Here is a 20771-nt window from a genome sequence, read left to right as displayed (position 1 = left end):
AGTTGTTTGGGAACTGGATAGGGGAGTCGAAATGAACGAATTATTAAAAGCCGTGCCGAAATCGGTTTGGCTGCTCGGTCTTGCGCACTGTGTGGCCGATTTATCGCCGGGCGCGTTATATGTGGCGCTGCCGTTTTTGAAAGCGAAATTTGCCTTGTCGTATGCGGAGGTCAGTGCGATTGTGCTGGTGCAGAATATTGCCGCGTCGATCACGCAGCCGCTGTTCGGCTATTTCAGCGATAAGAAGCACCGGCCCTGGCTGATGCCGATGGGCTGTCTGTTGACCGGACTGTTTATGACGGCGTCGCTCTTTGCACCGAATTATTATCTGGTGCTGCTCTGTACGGCGATCAGCGGTTTCGGCAACGCGGCCTTTCATCCCGAAGCGGCGAAGACGGTCAATCAATTGAGCGGCGTCGCGAAAGGAAAATGCATCAGCGTGTTTTCGGTCGGCGGCTATGCGGGCGTGGCGCTCGGTTCCTTGTTGCTCGGCTCGTTGCTGCTCGGCGGCGAGAGTTATCGTTTGCTCTGGTATGCGCTGCCCAGTATCCTGATCTTTATTGCGTTGCTGTCGGTGATGCATCAGTTCCCGCAGATGACGGTGCGCGGCGCCAGTACGCTTGGAACGCTGAAAGAGGCGGTCAGCTGGCCGCTGATGGCGCTGCTCGGCATGATTCTGACGCGGGCAACGATCAGCTCGGGGCTTGGCACGTTCGTGCCGCTTTACTATATGGCGTATCTGGGCGGCGAGAGCGTATACGTCAGCTCGCTCCTGACGATCTTCCTCGGTGCAGGCGTCGTCGGCACACTGATTGGCGGCACGATGAGCGACAAATACGGCAGCAAAAAGGTGATGCTCTATTCGACGCTGCCGATCGCCGCGCTGCTCTATCTGTTTATGACGGCGCAGGGCGCGTCGCTCTTTCTTTTATTGGCGCTGATCAGCATTTTGCTGTCGGCGACGGCGACCAGCAGCATGGTCTTCGCGCAGCGCATGATGCCGAAGAATATCGGCATGGCGTCGGGTCTGACGCTCGGTTTTAGCATCGGTCTCGGCACGATGGGCGTTACCGGGCTCGGGAAATTGGCGGACGTTTGGGGATTGCCGCTGGTCTTTGAGATCCTGACGGTGTTGCCGCTGCTCGGGTTTATTTTGACGATGTTTGTGCGTGAACCGCAGCGGGTGCGGAATTAAGCAGGAGTAAAGGGAAAAAAGGCGTATTGGTACAGAAGAAGGATGAGCTAGAAAAGGAGGCGGAAATATTGAAGCTGAACAAGGCGTGCCTGCTGCTTGTTGCCTTGCTTCTCCTGACGGAGCCTTGCCGGGCTTTGGCTGGGGCGGCCGAAGATTATAAAGAAGCACGGCAGATTTACTTGGCGGCGGTTTCCTGCATGGCGGCGTATCAGGATCGTTTCGGCAATCTTACCTTTGCGGCGCTGGAGCAGGAAGGGTGGGAACTGCGCGGCTTTCAAAAAAATGACGTTGCGGTTGACGCTAAATTTTTCCTGATGCGGACGATGGGCGGTGACGGCTTGCCGGACTATCTGCTGGCGGTCGCGGGAACGGAGAGTGAGAAAGATGTTTCCGTGGATCTGCGTTGGGGCAAGGTGCCTTACGGCGGGACGGATCGTCAGGAATTTGAGGCGTACAGCCAGCGCAAAGGGGTGACGGGCGATAGTCCGTTGGTGCACAAAGGCTTTCACCAATACGTCCAATCGATGCTGGTGTTCGAGGAAGAAGGGGCGGATCTGAAACCGGAACAGCATAGACTTTTGGAACGGTTGCGCAATGAACCCGGAACGGAACTGGTTCTGGTCGGCCATAGCCTGGGCGGCGCGGCGGCGACGCTATTGGCGGCTCGGTTGCTCGACATGGGCGTTTTGCCGGAAGAACTGAAAGTCATCACGTTCGGCGCTCCGGCAGTCGGCAATGCGGCCTTTGCCGAAAAAGAGAAAAATGTGATCCGCTTGCAGCGCTTTATCAACAAAGGCGATCCCGTGCCCTATGCGTTGACGCAGCTGGTCGGCGGTTATCAGCAATTCGGCCCGGAGGAACATTGGGAAGTGCCGAAAAAACTGGAAGATCGTCCGCACAGCATGGCGGTCTATCTGGATTATGCAATGAAAAATTATTATGATAAGCAGCGGATTTTAGAAGAAGAAACACATCAGCCGGTTAAGTGGAAAGGCGTATATAAGCCATATCTCGAAGCCAAAGGATATGTTGCGCCGCTGGCCAACGAGTTGCCGGCGGAATTGAACAGCGAGTTTTACTATATGAACCAGGTCCTCAAAGATCAGTACTGGCGGGTCTTTTCGGATTATGTGATGGCGAGCGAAGACGCGCCGCGCTTGGAATTGTTCCGCCTGGCTAAAGAACAGGGCTGTCAGGTGCTGATCGTGCCGAAGGTGTTGGCGCGGAAGGTCAAAGATCAGGAAAACCGTTACTATATCACGCTGCAACAGGAAGTGTACAGCGTGGCCGATGAGAGGTTTGTCGGCGCGTATGCTTACGGCAGCAATACGAAAGAGTTTACGCCGCTGGAGGCGTTTGTTCGTGCGGCGCGCGACATGAATAAGGAGAGCGCCTCTTGGTTGCAGGGGACGCCGGGAAAATAGCGGGATGAAAAACGGGAGGAGCGGCTGTGCGGACATGGCCTCTCCTCCCGTTTTGCGTTATACTATAGAATGTGAGCGTTTGAAAAATTTCCGGATGAGATAAGGAGAATGACCCCGATGTGCGGATGGAGTGAATTGATTTTCGGTTCGATGTATTGCGGAAAAAGTGAGGAGCTGATCCGGCGTTTAAAGCGAGCGCGTATTGCCGGGCAGACGTATCAACTGTTCAAGCCGGCTGTAGACAGCCGTTATGATCAGAACCAGGTTTCGACGCATGAATATGGCGAAGTGCGCCGCAAAGTGGAGACGATCGTCGAAGTCCATTTGAACAATGGCGAAGAGCCGACAGAGCTGGTGGCGGAACTTACGCGCCAATTGTCGGGCTCGATGCAGGCGGTGGTCGTGCAAAATTCGGCGGAACTGTTGGCGCAGGTCGATTGGAAGGCGAATGTGATCGGCATCGACGAAGTGCAGTTTTTTGACGACGGCTTGCTTAAGGTGGTCGAACATCTGGTTGCCAAAGGAAAGAGAGTCGTCATGGCCGGACTCGACATGTATTCATCGGGCGAACCGTTCGGCATCGTGCCGGTTTTGGCCTGCAAGGCGAAATACGTGGACAAACTGCACGCGGTTTGTGTGGACTGCGGGCGGGAAGCGTACATTTCTTATAAAATCGACAATGGCGCGGCGAACCGGGAAAGTACGGTCGACGTCGGCAGCGTCGACAAATATGTGGCGCTGTGTGAAAAATGCAGCCGTCGCCGCAGCGAGAGCGGCGGCAAAGAATTGGAACTCTTTGAAAGCTGAGCCTGGGACGGCCAATTAGTTCAAAGGGAAAAGAAAGGACGATGCTTTTTGCAACGCTGGATCTTGCATGTGGACATGGATGCGTTTTTCGCCTCGGTGGAACAACGCGACCATCCCGAATATCAGGGAAAACCGGTGATTGTCGGCGGCATCGGCAGTCGCGGCGTGGTAGCGACCGCCTCTTATGAAGCGCGTCGTTTTGGCGTGCACTCGGCGATGCCGATGGCCGAAGCGAGAAGGCGCTGCCCGGACGGCATCTTTTTGCCTTGCGATCATCGCAAATATACACAGGAATCAAAAAAAATCCGCGCGATCATGGCTGATTTTTCGCCGCTCGTCGAGCCGCTCTCGTTGGATGAGGCATTTCTCGATATCAGCGGCATGGACAGACTATACCCTGATCCGGTGTCAATTGCGCTGGCGATCAAAGAGCGGATTGCCAAAGAGCTCAATCTGACGGCCTCAGCCGGATTGGCGCCGAACAAATTTCTCGCCAAATTGGCTTCCGATCTTAAAAAACCGGCGGGTCTCGTTGTCGTGCAGCCGGGTGAAGAACAGGCGTTTTTAGAGGAAATGCCGATCAAGCGGATGTGGGGTGTCGGACCGGCTACCGCTAAAGTGCTGCTCGAAATGGGCATCAAGACGATCGGGCAACTCGCGGCGCTCGATCCGTTGCGGCTGGTGCGACAGCTCGGACAGGCGGCTGCCGATATGCAGCGCCTGGCAAAAGGGATTGACGATCGCCCGGTCGAATCGGATTACGCGCCGAAATCCGTCGGCAATGAAGAGACGTTTGCCAAGGATCTCTTGGGACGCGAGGAAATCCTGAACCAATTGCTCGCGTTGACGGAAAAAGTCGCTTGGCGGCTGCGGCAGTTGAATCTTTCGGGCCGGACGGTGACGCTGAAACTGCGCTACGCCTCCTTCAAGACGCTGACGCGCAGCCAGACCTTGCCGGAACCGACCTGTTATGATGAGGAAATCTATCAGACCGTCAAGGCGATGCTTGACAAGCTGACGCTACAGGAGGGGGTGCGCCTGCTCGGCGTGACGGTCGGCAATCTGCAAACCTCCGACGGCGGCCAGCTGTCGCTCTTTGCGCCGACTGATGACAAGCGACAGCGGATGTATGAAGCGGTCGACCGGCTGCGCGACAAGTTCGGACGCGATATTCTCACCAAAGCGCCGCTTTGCAAGGTAGAGAAAAAGGATACGTGAGACTTGTTTCAATATACTGAAAAATAAATACATAAATATTTTTTGTGTTCTGGAAGAAAGCAAAAAATCGGTGTACAATAATAAGGTGTAGGAATCATTACTGACAGCAAGCATGTAGGAGGAAACAGAGATGAACATGGTAAACAAGCAACGAATGCTGGATGAATTTTTTGAACTGGTGAAAATCCCCGCGTCGACCCGTAAAGAACGGCAAGTGGCGGATGTTTTGCTTGCAAAGCTGAAGGCGCTCGGGCTCGAAGTGAAGGAAGACGATACCGGCAGTAAAATCGGCGGCGATTGCGGCAACCTGATCGCTTACAAAAAAGGCAATGTGGCAGGCGCTCCGGTCGTCATGCTGTCCGCGCATATGGATTGCGTGGAACCTTGTACTGGGATCGAGCCGGTCTTGAAAGACGGCATCATCACCTCGGCGGGCGATACGATTCTCGGCGGCGACGACAAAGCAGGCGTGACCGGCATTTTGGAAGCACTGCGTCTCTTGGAAGAAAAACAGCTGCCGCACGGCGATGTGCAAATCGTGTTCACCGTAGCGGAAGAAGGCGGCTTGAACGGTTCGAAGAACATCGACCAGTCGCTGCTGAAAGCCGATTTCGGCTATGCACTCGATTCGAGCGGTGCGCCGGGTGAAGTCATCGTCATGGCCCCTGGCCAGGAGAGCATTCTGGTAACGGTACATGGCAAAAAAGCGCATGCCGGCGTTGCGCCGGAAGAAGGCGTCAATGCGATCGTAGTGGCCGGCAAAGCACTGGCCGAATTAAAACAGGGCCGCATCGATTTTGAAACCACAGCCAATGTCGGCCTCATTAGTGGCGGCGTTGCGACCAACATCGTACCGGACCAAGTCGAACTGAAATGCGAAGCGCGTAGCCGCAACATGGACAAACTCGCCGCGCAAACCGCGCATATGAAAGAAACGTTTGAAACCGTTTGTGCGAGAAGCGGCGGCAAGGCGACGGTCGTCGTCAAGCGGGCGTATAACCCGTACGTGTTGGAAGAAAGCGCGCATGTCGTGACGACTGCGGTCAAAGCGGTCGAATCGCTCGGCATGAAAGCCGCCTGCGTCGGAACCGGCGGCGGCAGCGATGCCAACTTCTTTAACAGCTATGGCATTCCGACCGCGGTACTCGGCGTCGGCATGTCCAAGGTTCACACTACGGACGAATTCATCAAAGAAGTCGATCTCTATAATACCGGTGAACTGTCGCTGGCGATCATCCTGCAGGCGGCGAAAAAGTAGCGAAAATTTCTAAGGCGGCTGTGGTTCAATAACGGCATCGTAAATAAAAAGACGCTCCTAAACCGATTATTCTTTCGGTAGGGGCGTCTTTTTTATCCGTAGCGTCAGAAACTGGATCATAAAGCCACGATCAAAACTAATACGGCATAGCAAGCGGCAAAAGCCAGAATGCTCAAGGAATCTTTGCGTGCTGTGGTCATGGAGATGACCTCCTTTAATATTACTTTTTAGACGGGTCTGATTAATTACAGAGCGACGACGAGAATCAGTACGGCGTAGCAAGCGGCGAAAGCCAGGATGCTCAGAGAATCTTTGCGAACTGCGGTCATGAGAATTACCTCCTTTACTTCTGTTTTTAGGGTGGAGATTGATTACAGAGCAACGACGAGAATCAGTGCGGCGTAGCAAGCGGCAAATGCGCCGATGCTCAAAGTGTTTTTGCGAGCTGCGGTCATGGAAATCGCCTCCTTTTCTTATTTTTGGCCAAATTAAAAGACAACCTGGACCAAATGGTGCCGGGTTGCCTCTGTCCTTTTACCTGAGAGATTTGCTTCGCGTGGAAGCTTTCCCCGTCGGTAGCATCGATGCATGATGCCTTCTCCAGAGTGCAGTCGGTCAACGGTCCTTTTGCCTGAGAGTGTTTGCTGCTCCTTCGGCGTCCTTGTCAGGATCTCTCCCGGTGACTTCATCCTGCATATATGAAATTGTAAACCGATTGGCTTTTTCTGTCTTTATTATAAAGCCTATAAAAATAAGAGTCAAGAGAAATGTTACAAAAAATAATTAAAAAATAAATAAAAAACGATATAAATGTAACAAAACGTAAAGCGTAACAGTCCTCTTTAAAAACACTAAGCGCGGTCTAAGTGTTTTTGAGAAGGACAAAAATAAAACGAGTGTTCTTTTGAAAACAAATGTGCCTGTTTGAAGAATAAAAAAGAGGCAATCCAAACTATAAAAAGTTTGAATTGCCTCTGTCCTTTTACCTGAGAGATTTAGACCAAACGGCCTCTCCTTCGGTAACACCAAGCGGTGTATTCTCCAGAGCTCGATCTGTCGCCGGTCCTTTTACCTGAGAGTTTTTGCTTACTCCTTCGGTGCCCCGCGGGGTCTCTCCCAACGACGTCATCTCGAATATGCGATTGCTTTTATTATAAGGCGAATGACAAAGAATGTCAATTGAGTTACAGGGGAAGAGGGATAAAATAAAAAAACGATTGACAATGAACAGTTGATGCCTTACCATAAAGGACAAGAAAATTTTATAGCTTCATGGACTCTTATCCAGAGAGGTCGAGGGACTGGCCCGATGACGCCCGGCAACCGGCAAAAGAAAAAAACTTTTTTTGCAGTGGTGCCAATTCCAGCAGGAGAAATCCTGGGAGATGAGAGGAGGGAAATACGGCGCAGTTTGCTGTTCGGCAGGCCTTGTCACCCCTTCCTCAGGAAGGGGTTTTTCTATTTTACAAAATAGTGAAGGAGCGATTCAAGATGAGTAACGAAAGACAACAAGGCTTTTCCACTCAGGCGCTGCATGGCGCATATGACTATGACAAGACGACGAAGGCACAGGCGGTACCGATCTATCAATCGGTCGCCTATCGCTTTGAAGACAGCGATCATGCGGCGCGCTTATTTTCGCTGCAGGAAAGCGGCAATATCTATTCGCGCATCATGAATCCGACGACCGATGTATTGGAACAGCGTCTTGCTTTGCTGGAAGGCGGCGTCGGGGCGTTGGCGTTTGCATCCGGCCATGCAGCAATTTACGGCGCGATCAGCAACATCACCGCGAGCGGTGATCATGTCGTCAGTTCCTCCGCCCTTTATGGCGGCACCTACAATCTGTTCAAATATACGCTGCCGCGTCAGGGCGTGAAGGTCGATTTTATTTCTCCGGACGATCTGGCCGGTTTCGAGGCGGCGATCAAACCCGAAACAAAATTGATCTTTGCCGAAATTATCGGCAATCCGAAAATTGACGTGCTCGATATAGAAGCATTGGCGGAGATTGCACACCGCAACGGAATACCGCTGATCGTCGATGCGACGTTCGTCACGCCGTACCTTTGCCGGCCGATTGATTTCGGCGCGGATATCGTGATCCATTCGGCGACAAAATTCATCGGCGGTCATGGCGTGGCCATGGGCGGCGTCGTGATCGACGGCGGAAAATTCGACTGGAATAACGGCAAGTTCCCCAGCCTGAGCGAACCCGATCCCAGCTACCACGGGCTGAAACCGACCGAGGCCTTTGGCGCGGCAGCCTTCCTGGGGCGTCTGCGCGTGCAGGTCCTGCGTGATCTCGGCGCGTGCCTCAGTCCGTTCAATAGCTTTTTACTTCTTTTGGGGCTCGAGACGCTGTCGCTGCGCGTTGCCAAGCACGCGGCCAACGCACAACAGGTTGCGGAATTCCTCGCAGCGCATCCGAAGGTGGCGTGGGTCAGCTACCCGGGCTTGGCGGACAGCCCGTATCACGGCCTGGCGCAGAAATATCTCGCCAAAGGCGCCGGAGCGATGCTGACATTCGGCATCAAAGGCGGTCTGCAGGCGGGCAAAACATTCATTGACGCCTTGCGTTTGTTCGGACTGGAGGCGAATGTAGGCGACGCCAAATCGCTTGTTATCCACCCGGCCAGCACGACGCATTCGCAGTTGACGTCCGAACAGCGGGCGGCGGCCGGCGCGCCGGACGACATGATCCGTCTTTCGGTGGGCATTGAAGAGATCGAAGACTTGCTGGCTGATCTGAGAGCGGCGTTGGCGACGGTTTAAGAAATGGAGAAAGGGCTGTCTCAAGAGGAATTCCCTCTTGAGACAGCCCTTTGCGCTGCATTTTAAAATGGTGTTGCCCGCACTAAGAACGTTTGCGCTGCATTTTAAAATGGTGTTGCCCGCACTAAGAACGTTTGCGCGGGAGAAATTAAGAAAACTTATTTTACGACCACGACCGGGATTTTTGCGTAAGTGACCAAAGCATGAGCGACGCTGCCGAGCATTAGGCTGGCAAAGCCGCCGTGGCCGCGCGTACCGCAGACAATCAGATCGGCGTTCAGGCTGGTCGCTTTTTTCATGATTGCGTCGGCGACATTGCCTTCACCGATTTCACTTGTTGCAGCGACGCCTTTTTCCTTGCAGTAAGTGACGGCGGAAGCTGCTTCTTCCTCAAAACTGTTGATAAAGGTCTTTTCCAGTTCCATGGTCATATTAATCATATCCATCTGTTGAAAACTGCGGTCGTATACAACCATGACATGAATCGAGGCGGCAGTGGTTTTCGCGAGATTGATCGCCCAATCGAGAGCCTTTTTACTGTTGGGTGAGGCATCATAGGCAAGGATGATTTTTTTTAACGACATAGCACTGAACCCCCTTTTTTCTCCTATTATAATAAGACTTCGACGAAGAAGAAAAAGTTCCTTCAATAATATGGAAGATAAAGAAGTGAATGTAAAAAGAAACGCTGCGGCAGGGAAGCGAAGCGCGCGTGCAGAAAAGAGGAAGCGGAGGTGAAGGAAAGTGGATATCCGTCTTTTAAAGACGTTTTTATTGGTAGCCAGACTGCTCAACATTACCAGAGCAGCCGAACAGCTCAGTTTTTCGCAGCCTGCAATCACGGCGCAAATCAGCAATCTGGAAGACGTGTTCAAGGTGGCTTTGTTTGAACGGCGGGGCAAGCGCCTTGCGTTGACGGAGGCGGGACGAAACTTGGTCGGCTACGCCGAACGCATCGTGAGTCTGTGGGAAGAAACGCAAAATGCGATGACGGTCTTCGGGCATGGCGGCGACAGTTTGCGCCTCGGCGTATCGACGCAAATGATCAATTATTATCTGCCGCCGGTGCTGCGTAAGATCCAAAGCCAGCTGCCGGAATTATATTTATCGGTGGAAGTATGCATGAACACGGCGGACGTATTGACCGGTGTATTGGAACAGCGTTATGATTTGGGCTTTATACACGGCAACAACAAATTAGCGCAGTTACAGCAGCATCGCATTTGGCGTGAAAGGGTCGTTTGGGTGGCCGCCGCGCAGTGGCTGGAAAATCAGGATGCCAACCAAGTGATCAGCGCATATCCGTTAATCAACTACACGGAAAACTCGGTCTTCCGCTCGTTGTTGCAACAGGCCGTAGAAGAAGAGTGGCAGGCGCATATCGAATACAGTGATTCCGAGGCGTTGCGGCAAGCCGTTTTGGCGGGGCTTGGCGTTTCGTACCTGCCCTGGACACTGGTTGAGGATGACATTGAAGCAGGACGCTTAGTCGAGCTGGTGCAGGGGCCAGCGTTGGAACTGGAAATTTCGCTCGTGCATCTGCGAAAAAAAGAATTCAGCGTCGCAATCTATGCGCTGCTCCTGGAATTGGCCGCTGCGGTCGACGCGCCGGAAAGTCTGAAAGCGCTGCTCTAATGCTTTATCAGTTTTTTAAATAAGCATATGCAATCTCTCGATTTCACTTATCTGCCGATTCTTGATAAGCTGAAGACAGGCGAAAAGACGGGGGGAAAGCATATGCTTACGATTGGAGTTCTCGGCGGCATGGGGCCGCTTGCGACGGCAGATTTAATGATGAAAATTGTCGGCGTTACGCCGGCCGGCTGTGATCAGGAGCATGTGCCGGTTTTAGTATATAACAATTCGCAAATTCCATCGCGCATCGAAGCGTTGTTGTCAGATGGGACAGATCCGCTAAAAGAAATGGTTCGCTCGGCGCGCTGTTTAGAAAAAGCGGGCGCCGACTTTTTAATCATGCCCTGCAATACGGCGCATTATTGGTATCAATCATTGAAGAAGAAGATTACAGTACCGCTTTTGCACATGATAGAGCTGACGGCGCAGGCTGCCGCCAAAGAACAAAACGCCAGACTGCTGCTGCTGGCTACTGCGGCAACCGTGAATACGGGATTGTATCAAAAGGCGTTTGCGAAAAATGAAGCGCAGCTTATCTTGCCGGACGCAGCAGAGCAGGCGCTCGTGTCGCGGGCGATCGAAGGCGTCAAGGCCGGACATGTGGCGGACAATGCTTGCCTTGCCGATTTGAACAGACTCTTGGAACGGCAAGCGGACAACGGCGCGGAGGGATATATAGGCGGCTGTACGGAAATACCGTTGCTCTTTCCTTACCTGACGAAGCGGCTGCAGGCGATCGACCCGACACTATTGTTGGCGAAAGCTGCCGTGGAGGCGGCGCGCAGCGGGCGGATCGAGCCGTTGGGCTCGAATGATAAACGAAGAGAGGCTGTCTCTTGCCAGGCGGAGTAAACGCCTGCAAAGAGACAGCCTCTGTTTTTATTCGTACGCCGCGTTTGTGTTTAACGCAGCTTCACGTCTTCGCCGTCGAGGATGGTGTTCATTGTCTTCATCGCGCACATCTTGCCGCACATCGTGCAAGTGTCTTCGCTTTCCGGTTTCGACTCTTCGCGGTAGCGGCGCGGTTTGACAGGATCGATCGCCAGATCAAGCATGCGCGGGAAATCGATCGCGGCGCGCGCGGCGCTCATCGCATTGTCCCAGTCGCGTGCGCCGGGAATGCCTTTGGCGATATCGGCGGCATGCGCCGCGATACGTGAGGCGATGATGCCTTCTTTCATGTCGTCAAGATCGGGCAGACGCAAATGTTCGGCCGGCGTGACGTAACAGAGAAAGTCCGCGCCGTTGGCGGCTGCAATCGCGCCGCCAATCGCACTGGTGATGTGGTCATAGCCGGGCGCGATATCGGTGACGAGCGGGCCGAGGACATAAAACGGCGCACCGTGGCAGAGGCGCTTTTGCAGCGTCATGTTGGCGGCGATTTCATTCAGCGCCATATGACCGGGGCCTTCAATCATGACCTGGACATTCTTGGCCCAGGCGCGTTTTGTCAGCTCGCCTAAGGCGATCAGTTCCTCGATCTGCGACGCGTCAGTGGCGTCGTGAATCGAACCGGGACGGCAGGCGTCGCCGAGGCTAATCGTCACGTCATATTTTGCGCAGATGTCGAGCAAGCGGTCATAATGCTCGTAGAACGGATTTTCGGCCTGGTTCATTTCCATCCAGGCGAAGAGAATCGAGCCGCCGCGCGAGACGATGTTGGTCAGGCGGGGATTCTTTTTGAAACGCTCGGCGGTGGCGCGGTTAAGGCCGCAATGAATCGTCATGAAATCAATGCCGTCAGCGGCGTGCGCTTCGACGACCTGGAAAAACTCATCGACGCTGATGTCCTTTAAATCTTTGTCCAACATGCCGACCGCGTCGTACATCGGTACGGTGCCGAGCATGACTGGAGACATTTCCACCAGACGGCGGCGGAAATCGCTGGTCTTGCCGAAGCAGCTCAGATCCATGATCGCATCGGCTTTCAGATCGATCGCGGCGCGAACCTTGTCCAGTTCAATCTCCTGGTTGCAGCAGTCCTTGGATACGCCGAGATTGACGTTGACCTTGGTCTTGAGTCCCTGGCCGACGCCGGACGGATCGAGATTGACGTGGTTTTTGTTGGCCGGAATCGCGATCTTACCTTCGGCGACCAATTGGCGCAGCGTTTCCGCCGGCATTTGCTCCCGTTCCGCCACACGCGTCATTTCCCGGGTAATAATTCCTTTGCGGGCGGCATCCATTTGCGTAGTATACATCATGTCATTTCTCCTCTGCTTTATAAAAATATCTTTTATGGCGAAGCTTGGGAACGACCAACACGAAGGGCGGAAGAAAAAATCTTCGTGTCTTTGCACTTCTTCCCCTCTTCGTGTTAAAACTCGCTGTTGCCGTAGGCATTCTTATTCCTGCCAGAGCTTTTGCAGCGCTTGGACTTTTCCTTTAATGTCGTCAGCGCCGACGATGTCGCTGACCAGACAGGCGCAGTAGGCGCCGCGTTCGATGACTTGCGGCAACGTACTTTCTTTGATGCCGCCGATCGCGACGAACGGAATGGAAATGTTGGCGACGACGTAGTCAAGATAGTCGAAACCGACCGGTGCGCAAACGTCTTTCTTCGTTTTGGTGGCAAAGAGCGGGCCGACGCCGATATAGTCTGCGCCGCGTTGCACCGCGTCTTGCGCCTGCTCTGGAGAGTGGGTGGACAGGCCGAGCAGCATTTGTTCGCCGACCAAACGACGCACTGCCTCGAGCGGCATGTCGCCTTGGCCGATGTGTATGCCGTCAGCCTCGACCGCCAAGGCAATGTCGGCGTGATCGTTAACGATAAAGACGGCGTCATAGTCGCGCGTCAGTCGGCGAAGCTGCAGACATTCCTCATATTGCTCTTTTTTCGCTTTATCCTTTTCCCGGTATTGAAGGATGCGCAAGCCTCCTTCCAGCATTGCGTGCGCCACGCTCAGATTATCGCGTCCGTTCGATAGTTCCTGCGCCGTGATGCCGTATAAGCCGGACGGCAGCTTTCTTCGCCGCAGTTTACCTTGCAGCGCCGCCGAGAAATCCTGCTCCAGGCTATAGGACTGATAACGCAGGCTTTCATAAACCTTAGCCAGCGGATAGCAGCCGACAAGTTTCAGGTTTTCTTCAATTACGCGCAGCGCCTCCTGGATACGTTTATTGGCTCCGGCGGAAACCTGAAAGGGATTATCCCGTTTGTCGGAGCAAATTTGCTGTGAGAGCGGGAGTCCGATATCGCCGCTTGCATTTCGTCCGGTCAGCAATTGCTGTTCCAGTGCGGCGGCCTGATTGCGAATTTGGTGACGAAATGTTTTCAAACGCTGCGTAAGCTCTTTGGCCTCCAAATGGAAGCGGGCCATGTCTTCCAGCGTGCGGCAACCTTCCGCCGCACGATTAAGATTGGCATCGAGAATACGGTAAATGGCTGAATCGGACATCTTCATTCCTCCCGTGCGACGTGATTTTCCAATACGAAACTGAGCACCAGATCGGCCTGCGTCGCAGCGGCAATCGCAACACGCGGCGAGAGCGGCGGACAGGTCACGCCAACTTCGCTCGTTAAATCGCCGACAACGTAAAAATTATCGCGCAAGCGATGCGGTTTGATTGACGTTGTATTGCCCCAGCCGCCAAGACCCGATGCGGCAACCAGCAAACGAGTATGCTTGAGGCAAAACTCGCTGAGCATTTTCTTGCTTTCAGCGCGGTCAAACGCTTCGACGATAATTTCATACTCAGCAAATAAAGCAGCAATATTGTCGTTAGTGACGGTTTTATTATGAAGCGTCAACTCAAGATCAGGGTTGATTGCCAGAAGATTGTCGGCCAATGCTTGTACTTTACTTTTGCCGATTTGTGCGCTGAAATAAAATTGTCGGTTCAGATTGCTGGCGGATACCACATCAAAGTCGATCAAAAGCAGCCGGCGAAAACCGCTGCGTACCAGATGCGTTGCGACGTTGGAACCAAGGCCGCCCGCACCGGCTATCGCGATGCGCGTCTGACGGATCGCGGACAATTGATGCGCCGTGAAAAAATGGGCTAGTCCCTCTTCAAACTCATTCATAACGGTTCCCAATCTTTCATGACCGGCTGGTAGCCATGTTCGCGCAGCGAACTGCACATTTCAGCTACGCTGCGCCGGTCGGCGATTTCAAACTGGCCGCTTTCGCCTTCACCGGTATGGCCGCCGACCGCGGTCGATACACCGGCCGACATTTTCGTGATGCCGAGCGGCAGCAAGTGGTTGCGTAAATTTGCCGATTCGCGCGTCGACAGCGTCAGCCCGGAGCGGGGCAAAAAGAGGCGACTGGCCAGGATAAACTGAACCAGATTGCGGTCGCTTACGTCGACTGCCGCTTGAAATGTACCGCCATGCGGGCGCAGCCGCGGAAAAGAAAGACTGATGTCCACTTCCGGGTAGCGCTGCACCAGATAATGGGCGTGCAGTGCGGTGAAAAACGCATCGCTTCGCCAGTCGGCAGAAAGGCCGAGCAAAGCGCCGAGATTCACGCCGCGCATACCGGCCTGGCAAGCCGCTTCGGGCGCTGCAAGACGGAAGTGGTAATCCCGCTTTGGACCGGACGGATGGACTTCGGCATAGCGAACCGGGTTATAGGTTTCCTGGTACATCGTCATTTGGTCGGCTCCGGCTAATGCCAAACGGCGGTAGCCTTCTGTATCCAGCGCATAGATCTCGAGCGCCAGCGAGGCAAAGTGGGGCCGAAGGATTCTCAGGCAGTCTGCTAAATAGTCAAGACTGGCTAACTTGGGCGCATCGCCGGTCAGCAGCAAAATGTGGCGCAGGCCGCTGGCGGCAATCGCTTTTCCTTCCGCCTCGACTTGGTCGAGCTGCAAATGGTGGCGCGGGATCAATTGCTGGCTGGAGAAACCGCAATACAGGCAGCGGTTGCTGCAATAATCGGAAAGATAAAGCGGCGTGTAGAGCAAGATGGTGCGGCCGAAATGCTGCACGGTCAGTTGATGCGCTTTTTGCGCCAGCGCTTCAAGATAGGCTTCTGCAGCAGGCGAGAGCAAGGCGGCAAAATCATCCGGCGTTAACTGAGACTTATGCAATGCCTGCTCGACCTGCTCTTTTGTCGCCTGAAAGGAAATGCTTTGATAGCGCCGATACTCCTGCGCGAAGCCCGTCAGCATGATGCTTCCAGAAAGCCGGTCAATGGCGAAGAGGCGCTCGCATATTGCCGGATGCTGCCGGCGCCCGCCAGATAAGCCTGGCGACCGGAGATTACGCTATGTGCAAACGCTTCGGCCATCAAAAGCGGATCGGAAGCGCTCGCGATCGCCGTGTTCAAGAGACAGGCGGCAGCCCCCATTTCCATTGCTTCACAGGCCTGCGACGGTTTGCCGATTCCGGCGTCGACAATGATCGGCAGCGGTATTTCTTCGATTAAAATACGGATCAGTTCTTTTGTCTGCAGCCCGCGGTTGCTGCCGATCGGAGCGCCAAGCGGCATGACCGCGGCGGCGCCAGCTTTAACAAGAGCCTTGGCAACCATCAGATCGGGGCTGACATAGGGTAAAACGACAAAGCCTTCTGCCGCTAAAATTTCCGTGGCCTTTACCGTTTCAAAGCCATCCGGCAGCAGATACTTTTGATCGGAAATCACTTCGATCTTGATCCAGTCGCCGCAGCCGGCCGCTTTGGCCAAACGTGCCAAGCGCACCGCTTCTTCGGCGTTGCGCGCGCCGGATGTGTTCGGCAGCAATTGAACATCGGCGGGAATATGCGCCAGGATGTTGCGATCAGGATTCGAAAGGTCGACGCGCCGCAATGCGACGGTAATGACCTGAGAACCGGAGCGGGCGACAATATCGGGGATCAGTGCGTCATCGGCATATTTGCCGCTGCCGATAAAAAGGCGGCTCGTTAATTCGCGTCCGCCAAGCAGTAAAGGTTCCATCATGCTTAGCCTCCTCCTACGAAACGTAATACTTCTAAATGATCTTCTTCCTTTAAGAGCAATGTGCTCCAGTCGGATTGCGGAATAATATTGCCGTTATGTTCGACGATTACTTTTGCGGGCTCCAGATTTCTTGCGCGCAAGAAATCATAGAGCGAGCAGGGTGCTGTCAATACTTCGGACTGGCCGTTCAATGTAATGTTCATAAAGCTACCTCCTTGCAGAATAATCGGCAAATAAAAAAAGCCTGTCTTTGCAGACAAGCTTGACAGCGTTTCGTGATTCCCTGACCCAGGCGCGCTGGCAGCTTCCCTACGGTGGTCCTAACCACATCAGGTTCAAAGGGTCGAAAACATTCGTTTTCTCTCAGCCTTGCGGCTCCCCCAGCTGTGTTTACCTATAGAATTGTTTGATTCGATTATAGTCTGAAACAAGAAGTCATGTAAAGAGTTTTCGGCAGAAGGCGGAAAAAATAAAATCAGCAATGACTAATTTTTGCTAAGCGGCAAGTCGCTCTTCGCTGACAACGGCCACGGTCTGACTGGCCGCGGCGCGACGCAGCAGAAGATAAGCAGAGGCGCCGAATAACGCGCCCAGCAAGAAAAGCGTGAGGATGTGCTGTCCCAGCTGCGGCGCATGCCCGCTTAACGCCATGTTGCGCAGCGGTGCGGCGAAATAGCTGAGCGGAAAGAGGTAGTGAAGATATTGTGCGCCGTTGATCATCGCGACTTGCGGCCAGACATAGCCGGAAAAGATGAAGGAGCTTATGGAATAAACGAGCGAAAATTGCGTGAAGCTCACTTCGTCCTGAAACAGGTTGGCTGACAGCGCGGCCAGCATCAGCACCGCAAAGATGAAAGCGCCGCCGAATGCGAAGAGCGGCCCAAAACCGATCCGCCAGGGAAGATGGAAGACGAAGACGATCAGCGACAGCGTCAGCGCGTAGGCGAATAGGCCGCAAAGCCAATAGGGGATAAGCTTGCCGAAGAGCAGACGTCCGGGAGAAATGCGCTTCAAGAGACGGCGGTCGGATAACTCATAAAGGATTCCGGCGCCGCTTGAAAGAAAGAGGCCCTGCTGCAAGGCGGTCATCGCCAGACCGAGCAGGAAAAAATTCGAATAGCTGAGCGTCGGATTGTCAAGGATGCGCAGGCGGTAGGAAAGCGGCAGCGCTTTGCTCTGCGCCGAACCGGGCAGCTGTCCGATGCTTTCGAGCAAAGAGACGCCGATCTGACTGGAAAAACCGAGCGCGATCTCCTGTGTGGCGGAGATCATCGGGTTGGCAAGCGTGATGTTCGCACCGTTCGCATCAAGCAACACGTTTGCGGAACGGCCGCTCTTGATGTCGCGCGAAAAATCGGCCGGAATCGCCAATGCGGCAACGGCGGTCTTGTTTCTGAGCGCCTCCTCCATTTCCTCCTGCGAGCTGACTTCTGCGACCAGGCGGAATTTTTCCGAATCGCTGAACGCGCGAATCAGTTGACGGCTGAGTTTGGACTGATCCTGATCGTAGACCAACAGAGGGATGTCGTTGATGACATGACTGTGGTAGAGCGTACCGAAGAGCAAAGCATAGATGATCGAAGCGCCGAAAAGGAAGACGGCTCGTTGTCGGTCTACGAGGAAGATCTGTTTCAGTTCTCGCCAAAACAGTTGACGCAACGTCATGACGCCACCTCCTTCGAATTACGTTTCAGCAAGAGACAGGCCGTCGAGAGGAAGAAGACGGCGAACGCGAGCAGGCTGGCGATGCTTTGCCAGAATACCGGAGTATAACCGGCCAGCAGCAGGTCGCGCAGCGGGTCGGCGCAGTAACTCAGCGGCATCAAAGCGGAGAAGATATAGGAAAAATCATTCATCGCCATGAACGGCCAGCTAAAGCCGCTGAAAAGCGAGGCCGGCATGATATAGAGCATCGGTTTTCGTACCGCGTCCAATTCGTCCTTGGCTGCGGAAGAGAAGAAACTGCCGACGCTGACCAACGCTCCGGTGAAGGTAAAGCCCAAAAGACCGATTTGCCATAGGCTGCCGCGGATCGGAATGGCAAAGACGAAGTGGATCATAGTCAGATAAGACAGATAGGCGATGAAGGAACAGAGCCAATACGCGCAGAGACGACCCGCCAGAGAAACCGCGCCTTCACGGCGTTGGCGCTGGCGCAGCATCACGCCGCAGGTCGCGAGCATGATGCCGAGCTGCAGCGTATGAGCGCCGAGACTGGGCAGCATGAAATAGTTATAGGCGGAGGTCGGGTTGTTCAAAAGGCGGATGCCGAGACGCAGCGGAGCGGCGTTGCGAAGCGCCTGATCCGGCTGCTCGTCGATGACTTCGAGCAGTTTGGCGGCAGCGCCGGCTGCAAAAGTCTGGATGATCTCCTGGCTCGTGCTGGCTATCGCATTCGCGTACAAGAGGTTGTCGCTGCTGCTCGTCACCAGGAGCTGCGAGGCCCGATTGCTCTTGATGTCGAGGGAGAAAGCAGGCGGGATGCTGAGCGCGGCCAAAGCGGCGTTTTCCTGCAGCGCGTTTTCGAGCTCTTCCTGGCTGTCTACCTGAAGAACGATGTCATAGCGCTCCGAATCGGCAAAGGCCTGCACCAAGGCGCGGCTGACCTTGGTCTGATCCTGGTCATAGACAACGGTCGGAATGTTCTTGATGACGTTGCCGCCGTAGACGGAACCGAAGGCCAGGCTGCAGAAGAGAGGGACGCCGAACAGCAGCAGCGCCAGCTTCGGTTGACGGCGAAAGATATGGCGCAGTTCGTCCTTGAAACCGCCGAACCAACCTGATCTAGACATGCGACCCTACGATGCGGAAGCGCATGCCGGGGCGCAATTTTTCCGAATTGATCTGGATTTTTACGTTGAAGGTGATGATGTCGCTGTCCCCTCGTTCGTTCGTGGCGCGATAGGTGGCGAACTCGGCCTTTTTGCTGACATCGATGATCTTGCCTTCCAGCTTGAGTCCGGGATCGCGTCCTTCCAGCTGCAGCGTCTGGCCGAGCTGGTAACCTCCGAGTTCGGTTTCCTTGACCTTGAGGTTGACCCAGTTGTCGAGCGGATCCTGCAACGCGACGAGCGGCATGCCGGTGGAAACGATCGCGCCCTGTTCGACGTATTTTGCGGTGACGATGCCGCTGAACGGTGCGCGGATTTCGGTTTCATCGAGATTGACGTTCACTTCCTGCAGGCTGGCTTGCGCCTGGCTGACCTTGCCCTTGAGCGCGGCTTCGTTTTCACGGTTCGCGCGGCCCTGGAGCAAAGTTGCTTCTGCTGCGTTCAGCGAAGCGGCAGCTTGATTGCGGGCTGCCTGGGCTACTTGAAGTTGGGCTTGGTATTTATCGAGTGCTTGTTGTGAGATTGCGCCGTCGAGCGCCAGTTTGCTGAAACGTTCATAGTCTTTTGTCGCCAGGGACAGATCTGCATCTGCTTTGCCCAGCATGGCCTGCGCGCTCTGTACGCTGCTGTTTAGCGTCTGGTCCTGCAGATTGGTGACCGTGGCTGCTTGGGAAAGCTGCGCTTCGAGGGCCTGGATGCCCGCTTGCGCCTGGCCGGCTTTGGCTGCGATATCGCGGTTGTCGATGCGGGCCAAGAGTTGACCTTGCTCGACCCGGTCGCCTTCTTTGACCAGCAGCGTGACGACGCGGCCGGGAATCTTGGATGTGATGTCGATTTCTTTCGCGTCGCCGCGGCCCCAAACTTCCTGTGCCGTCGAAGAATTGCCGCAGCCGAAGAGGCTGGAGGCGAAGAAGAGCAGGCAGAGCAGAAGGCTGAAGGAACGGCGTATCGAATGGTTCATTATCTTTTCACCTCGTTGTTGTTTTTAGGCTGCTCAAGCACGCCTTCGAGAAAGGAGTTCCAGATCTGAGCGCCTGCATGCGCGTAATTGAAGTCCGCGAAGCAGACCGCCCGCATCAGATAGCCGTCCAGGAGGCAGAAGTAGGCGTGGGAAAAAGCCGTCGCCGCTCCGGCGCGAAAAATCTCCTGGGCGCGGCCTTGGCGAAATATTCGTTCCACTTCTTTGACGTAGTCGCCGTTGACGCTTTGCAGTTCATGGCGAATTTCAGCGTCGATCTCCGTCGGCGGGAACATCCAAAGACGGATCCAAAAAGCCATTTTTATCCGGTCCTGCATATAGTGGCGGCTGAGAGCCTGAAAACAGGAACCGAGACGCCGGTCGGGCGGCAGGTTTGCGCTGCTTTCTAGCGCCTCACGCCAACACGTGACGTAATCGGCTTTGAAGTCGCGTGCGATCGCCAAAAAAAGATCCAGCTTACTGGGAAAATGGGCATAGATTGAAGGTTTCTTGATGCCGGCGTCGGCTGCGATCGCCGAGAGTGAGGTACCGTCATAGCCTTTTTCGGCAAAATGAGCAAGTGCGATTTCTTTCAGCGTGGTTGCGTTCATGATACACCTGATTTCTTTCTATTATAAAACTACCTAACGGTCGTTAGTATAGCGCGAAAAAATAGGCTTGTCAATAAAAGAAGAAGAAGGGGTGTTTCGCAAGAAAATTTGCATAAAAGTCTTCCGCCGGGCATACGGATGACGCGATCAAAAGCGAAGAAGCTCCGAGCG

The 20771-nt window shown here is 54.3% G+C and carries 19 protein-coding genes and 4 riboswitches; of the genes, 8 read left to right on the top strand and 11 right to left on the bottom strand.

Translation table 11 applies throughout. The features are described from left to right. Window positions 1-31: 31 nt before the first annotated feature. From QTL79_RS01375 to QTL79_RS01350, 6 genes are all read left to right on the top strand, one after another. Window positions 32-1195: an MFS transporter gene (locus tag QTL79_RS01375; RefSeq protein ID WP_346353135.1), complete on the top strand. Its 1164-nt coding sequence runs from the start codon at window positions 32-34 to the stop codon at window positions 1193-1195. 68 nt (window positions 1196-1263) lie between these two features. Then, window positions 1264-2619, top strand: a complete 1356-nt coding sequence (locus tag QTL79_RS01370; RefSeq protein WP_346353134.1) for a lipase family protein — start codon at window positions 1264-1266, stop codon at window positions 2617-2619. Window positions 2620-2736: 117 nt separating this feature from the next. After that, window positions 2737-3426: a thymidine kinase gene (locus QTL79_RS01365; RefSeq protein WP_346353133.1), complete on the top strand. Its 690-nt coding sequence runs from the start codon at window positions 2737-2739 to the stop codon at window positions 3424-3426. A gap of 48 nt (window positions 3427-3474) precedes the next feature. Then, entirely contained in the window at window positions 3475-4644 is a 1170-nt protein-coding gene (locus QTL79_RS01360) for a DNA polymerase IV (protein WP_346353132.1), read from the top strand. Between the two features lie 136 nt (window positions 4645-4780). After that, window positions 4781-5902, top strand: coding sequence for a M20/M25/M40 family metallo-hydrolase (locus QTL79_RS01355; RefSeq protein WP_346353260.1), 1122 nt, complete (start codon window positions 4781-4783; stop codon window positions 5900-5902). A gap of 609 nt (window positions 5903-6511) precedes the next feature. Then, window positions 6512-6591, bottom strand: a riboswitch (glycine riboswitch). A gap of 361 nt (window positions 6592-6952) precedes the next feature. Then, a riboswitch (glycine riboswitch) is annotated at window positions 6953-7031 on the bottom strand. Between the two features lie 148 nt (window positions 7032-7179). Further along, window positions 7180-7294, top strand: a riboswitch (SAM riboswitch). Window positions 7295-7393: 99 nt separating this feature from the next. After that, window positions 7394-8677 carry an O-acetylhomoserine aminocarboxypropyltransferase/cysteine synthase family protein gene (locus QTL79_RS01350; RefSeq protein ID WP_346353131.1) on the top strand — a complete coding sequence of 428 codons (1284 nt, stop codon included), beginning with the start codon at window positions 7394-7396 and terminating at the stop codon, window positions 8675-8677. A 158-nt stretch (window positions 8678-8835) separates the two neighbouring features. Here the strand turns inward: QTL79_RS01350 and QTL79_RS01345 are convergent, their stop codons facing one another. Next, the gene (locus QTL79_RS01345; RefSeq protein WP_346353130.1) at window positions 8836-9261 is read right to left on the bottom strand and encodes a universal stress protein; all 426 of its coding nucleotides are present in this window, start codon (window positions 9259-9261) and stop codon (window positions 8836-8838) included. Between the two features lie 160 nt (window positions 9262-9421). On the opposite strand from QTL79_RS01345, the gene QTL79_RS01340 reads away from it, so the two are divergent. Both QTL79_RS01340 and cuyB read left to right on the top strand, forming a co-directional pair. Beyond that, on the top strand, window positions 9422-10312 hold the full coding sequence (locus QTL79_RS01340; RefSeq protein ID WP_346353129.1) for a LysR family transcriptional regulator: 891 nt from the start codon (window positions 9422-9424) through the stop codon (window positions 10310-10312). A 102-nt stretch (window positions 10313-10414) separates the two neighbouring features. After that, on the top strand, window positions 10415-11164 hold the full coding sequence (gene cuyB, locus QTL79_RS01335; protein WP_346353128.1) for a cysteate racemase: 750 nt from the start codon (window positions 10415-10417) through the stop codon (window positions 11162-11164). A gap of 50 nt (window positions 11165-11214) precedes the next feature. On the opposite strand, the gene thiC is transcribed toward cuyB, so the two are convergent. The 10 genes from thiC to QTL79_RS01285 all read right to left on the bottom strand — a co-directional run bounded on the left by thiC (window position 11215) and on the right by QTL79_RS01285 (window position 20600). Next, the gene (gene thiC / locus QTL79_RS01330; protein ID WP_346353127.1) at window positions 11215-12516 is read right to left on the bottom strand and encodes a phosphomethylpyrimidine synthase ThiC; all 1302 of its coding nucleotides are present in this window, start codon (window positions 12514-12516) and stop codon (window positions 11215-11217) included. 141 nt (window positions 12517-12657) lie between these two features. After that, a complete protein-coding gene (locus tag QTL79_RS01325) occupies window positions 12658-13710 on the bottom strand; it encodes a thiamine phosphate synthase (protein ID WP_346353126.1) in 1053 nt (350 codons plus the stop codon). A gap of 2 nt (window positions 13711-13712) precedes the next feature. After that, the gene (gene thiF, locus QTL79_RS01320; RefSeq protein ID WP_346353125.1) at window positions 13713-14339 is read right to left on the bottom strand and encodes a sulfur carrier protein ThiS adenylyltransferase ThiF; all 627 of its coding nucleotides are present in this window, start codon (window positions 14337-14339) and stop codon (window positions 13713-13715) included. Beyond that, entirely contained in the window at window positions 14336-15430 is a 1095-nt protein-coding gene (thiH, locus tag QTL79_RS01315) for a 2-iminoacetate synthase ThiH (RefSeq protein WP_346353124.1), read from the bottom strand. Before thiH ends, thiF begins: the two co-directional genes overlap by 4 nt. Then, window positions 15424-16200: a thiazole synthase gene (locus tag QTL79_RS01310; protein ID WP_346353123.1), complete on the bottom strand. Its 777-nt coding sequence runs from the start codon at window positions 16198-16200 to the stop codon at window positions 15424-15426. The genes thiH and QTL79_RS01310 overlap by 7 nt, the downstream gene beginning before the upstream one ends. 2 nt (window positions 16201-16202) lie before the next feature. Continuing rightward, window positions 16203-16403, bottom strand: coding sequence for a sulfur carrier protein ThiS (thiS, locus tag QTL79_RS01305; RefSeq protein WP_346353122.1), 201 nt, complete (start codon window positions 16401-16403; stop codon window positions 16203-16205). 86 nt (window positions 16404-16489) lie between these two features. Further along, a riboswitch (TPP riboswitch) is annotated at window positions 16490-16592 on the bottom strand. A 103-nt stretch (window positions 16593-16695) separates the two neighbouring features. Then, window positions 16696-17865, bottom strand: coding sequence for an ABC transporter permease (locus QTL79_RS01300; RefSeq protein ID WP_346353121.1), 1170 nt, complete (start codon window positions 17863-17865; stop codon window positions 16696-16698). Next, window positions 17862-18992, bottom strand: coding sequence for an ABC transporter permease (locus QTL79_RS01295; protein ID WP_346353120.1), 1131 nt, complete (start codon window positions 18990-18992; stop codon window positions 17862-17864). The genes QTL79_RS01300 and QTL79_RS01295 overlap by 4 nt, the downstream gene beginning before the upstream one ends. Then, complete coding sequence (locus QTL79_RS01290; protein ID WP_346353119.1) at window positions 18985-19992, bottom strand: HlyD family secretion protein; 1008 nt, start codon at window positions 19990-19992, stop codon at window positions 18985-18987. The genes QTL79_RS01295 and QTL79_RS01290 overlap by 8 nt, the downstream gene beginning before the upstream one ends. After that, entirely contained in the window at window positions 19992-20600 is a 609-nt protein-coding gene (locus QTL79_RS01285) for a TetR/AcrR family transcriptional regulator (protein WP_346353118.1), read from the bottom strand. The genes QTL79_RS01290 and QTL79_RS01285 overlap by 1 nt, the downstream gene beginning before the upstream one ends. Window positions 20601-20771: the final 171 nt, after the last annotated feature.

Origin of the sequence: Azotosporobacter soli (assembly GCF_030542965.1) — a bacterium.
Classification (GTDB): Bacteria; Bacillota; Negativicutes; order SG130; family SG130; genus Azotosporobacter; species Azotosporobacter soli.
The sequence above is the reverse complement of the archived record's forward strand: the minus strand, read 5'-3'. Positions and strand labels throughout refer to the sequence as shown.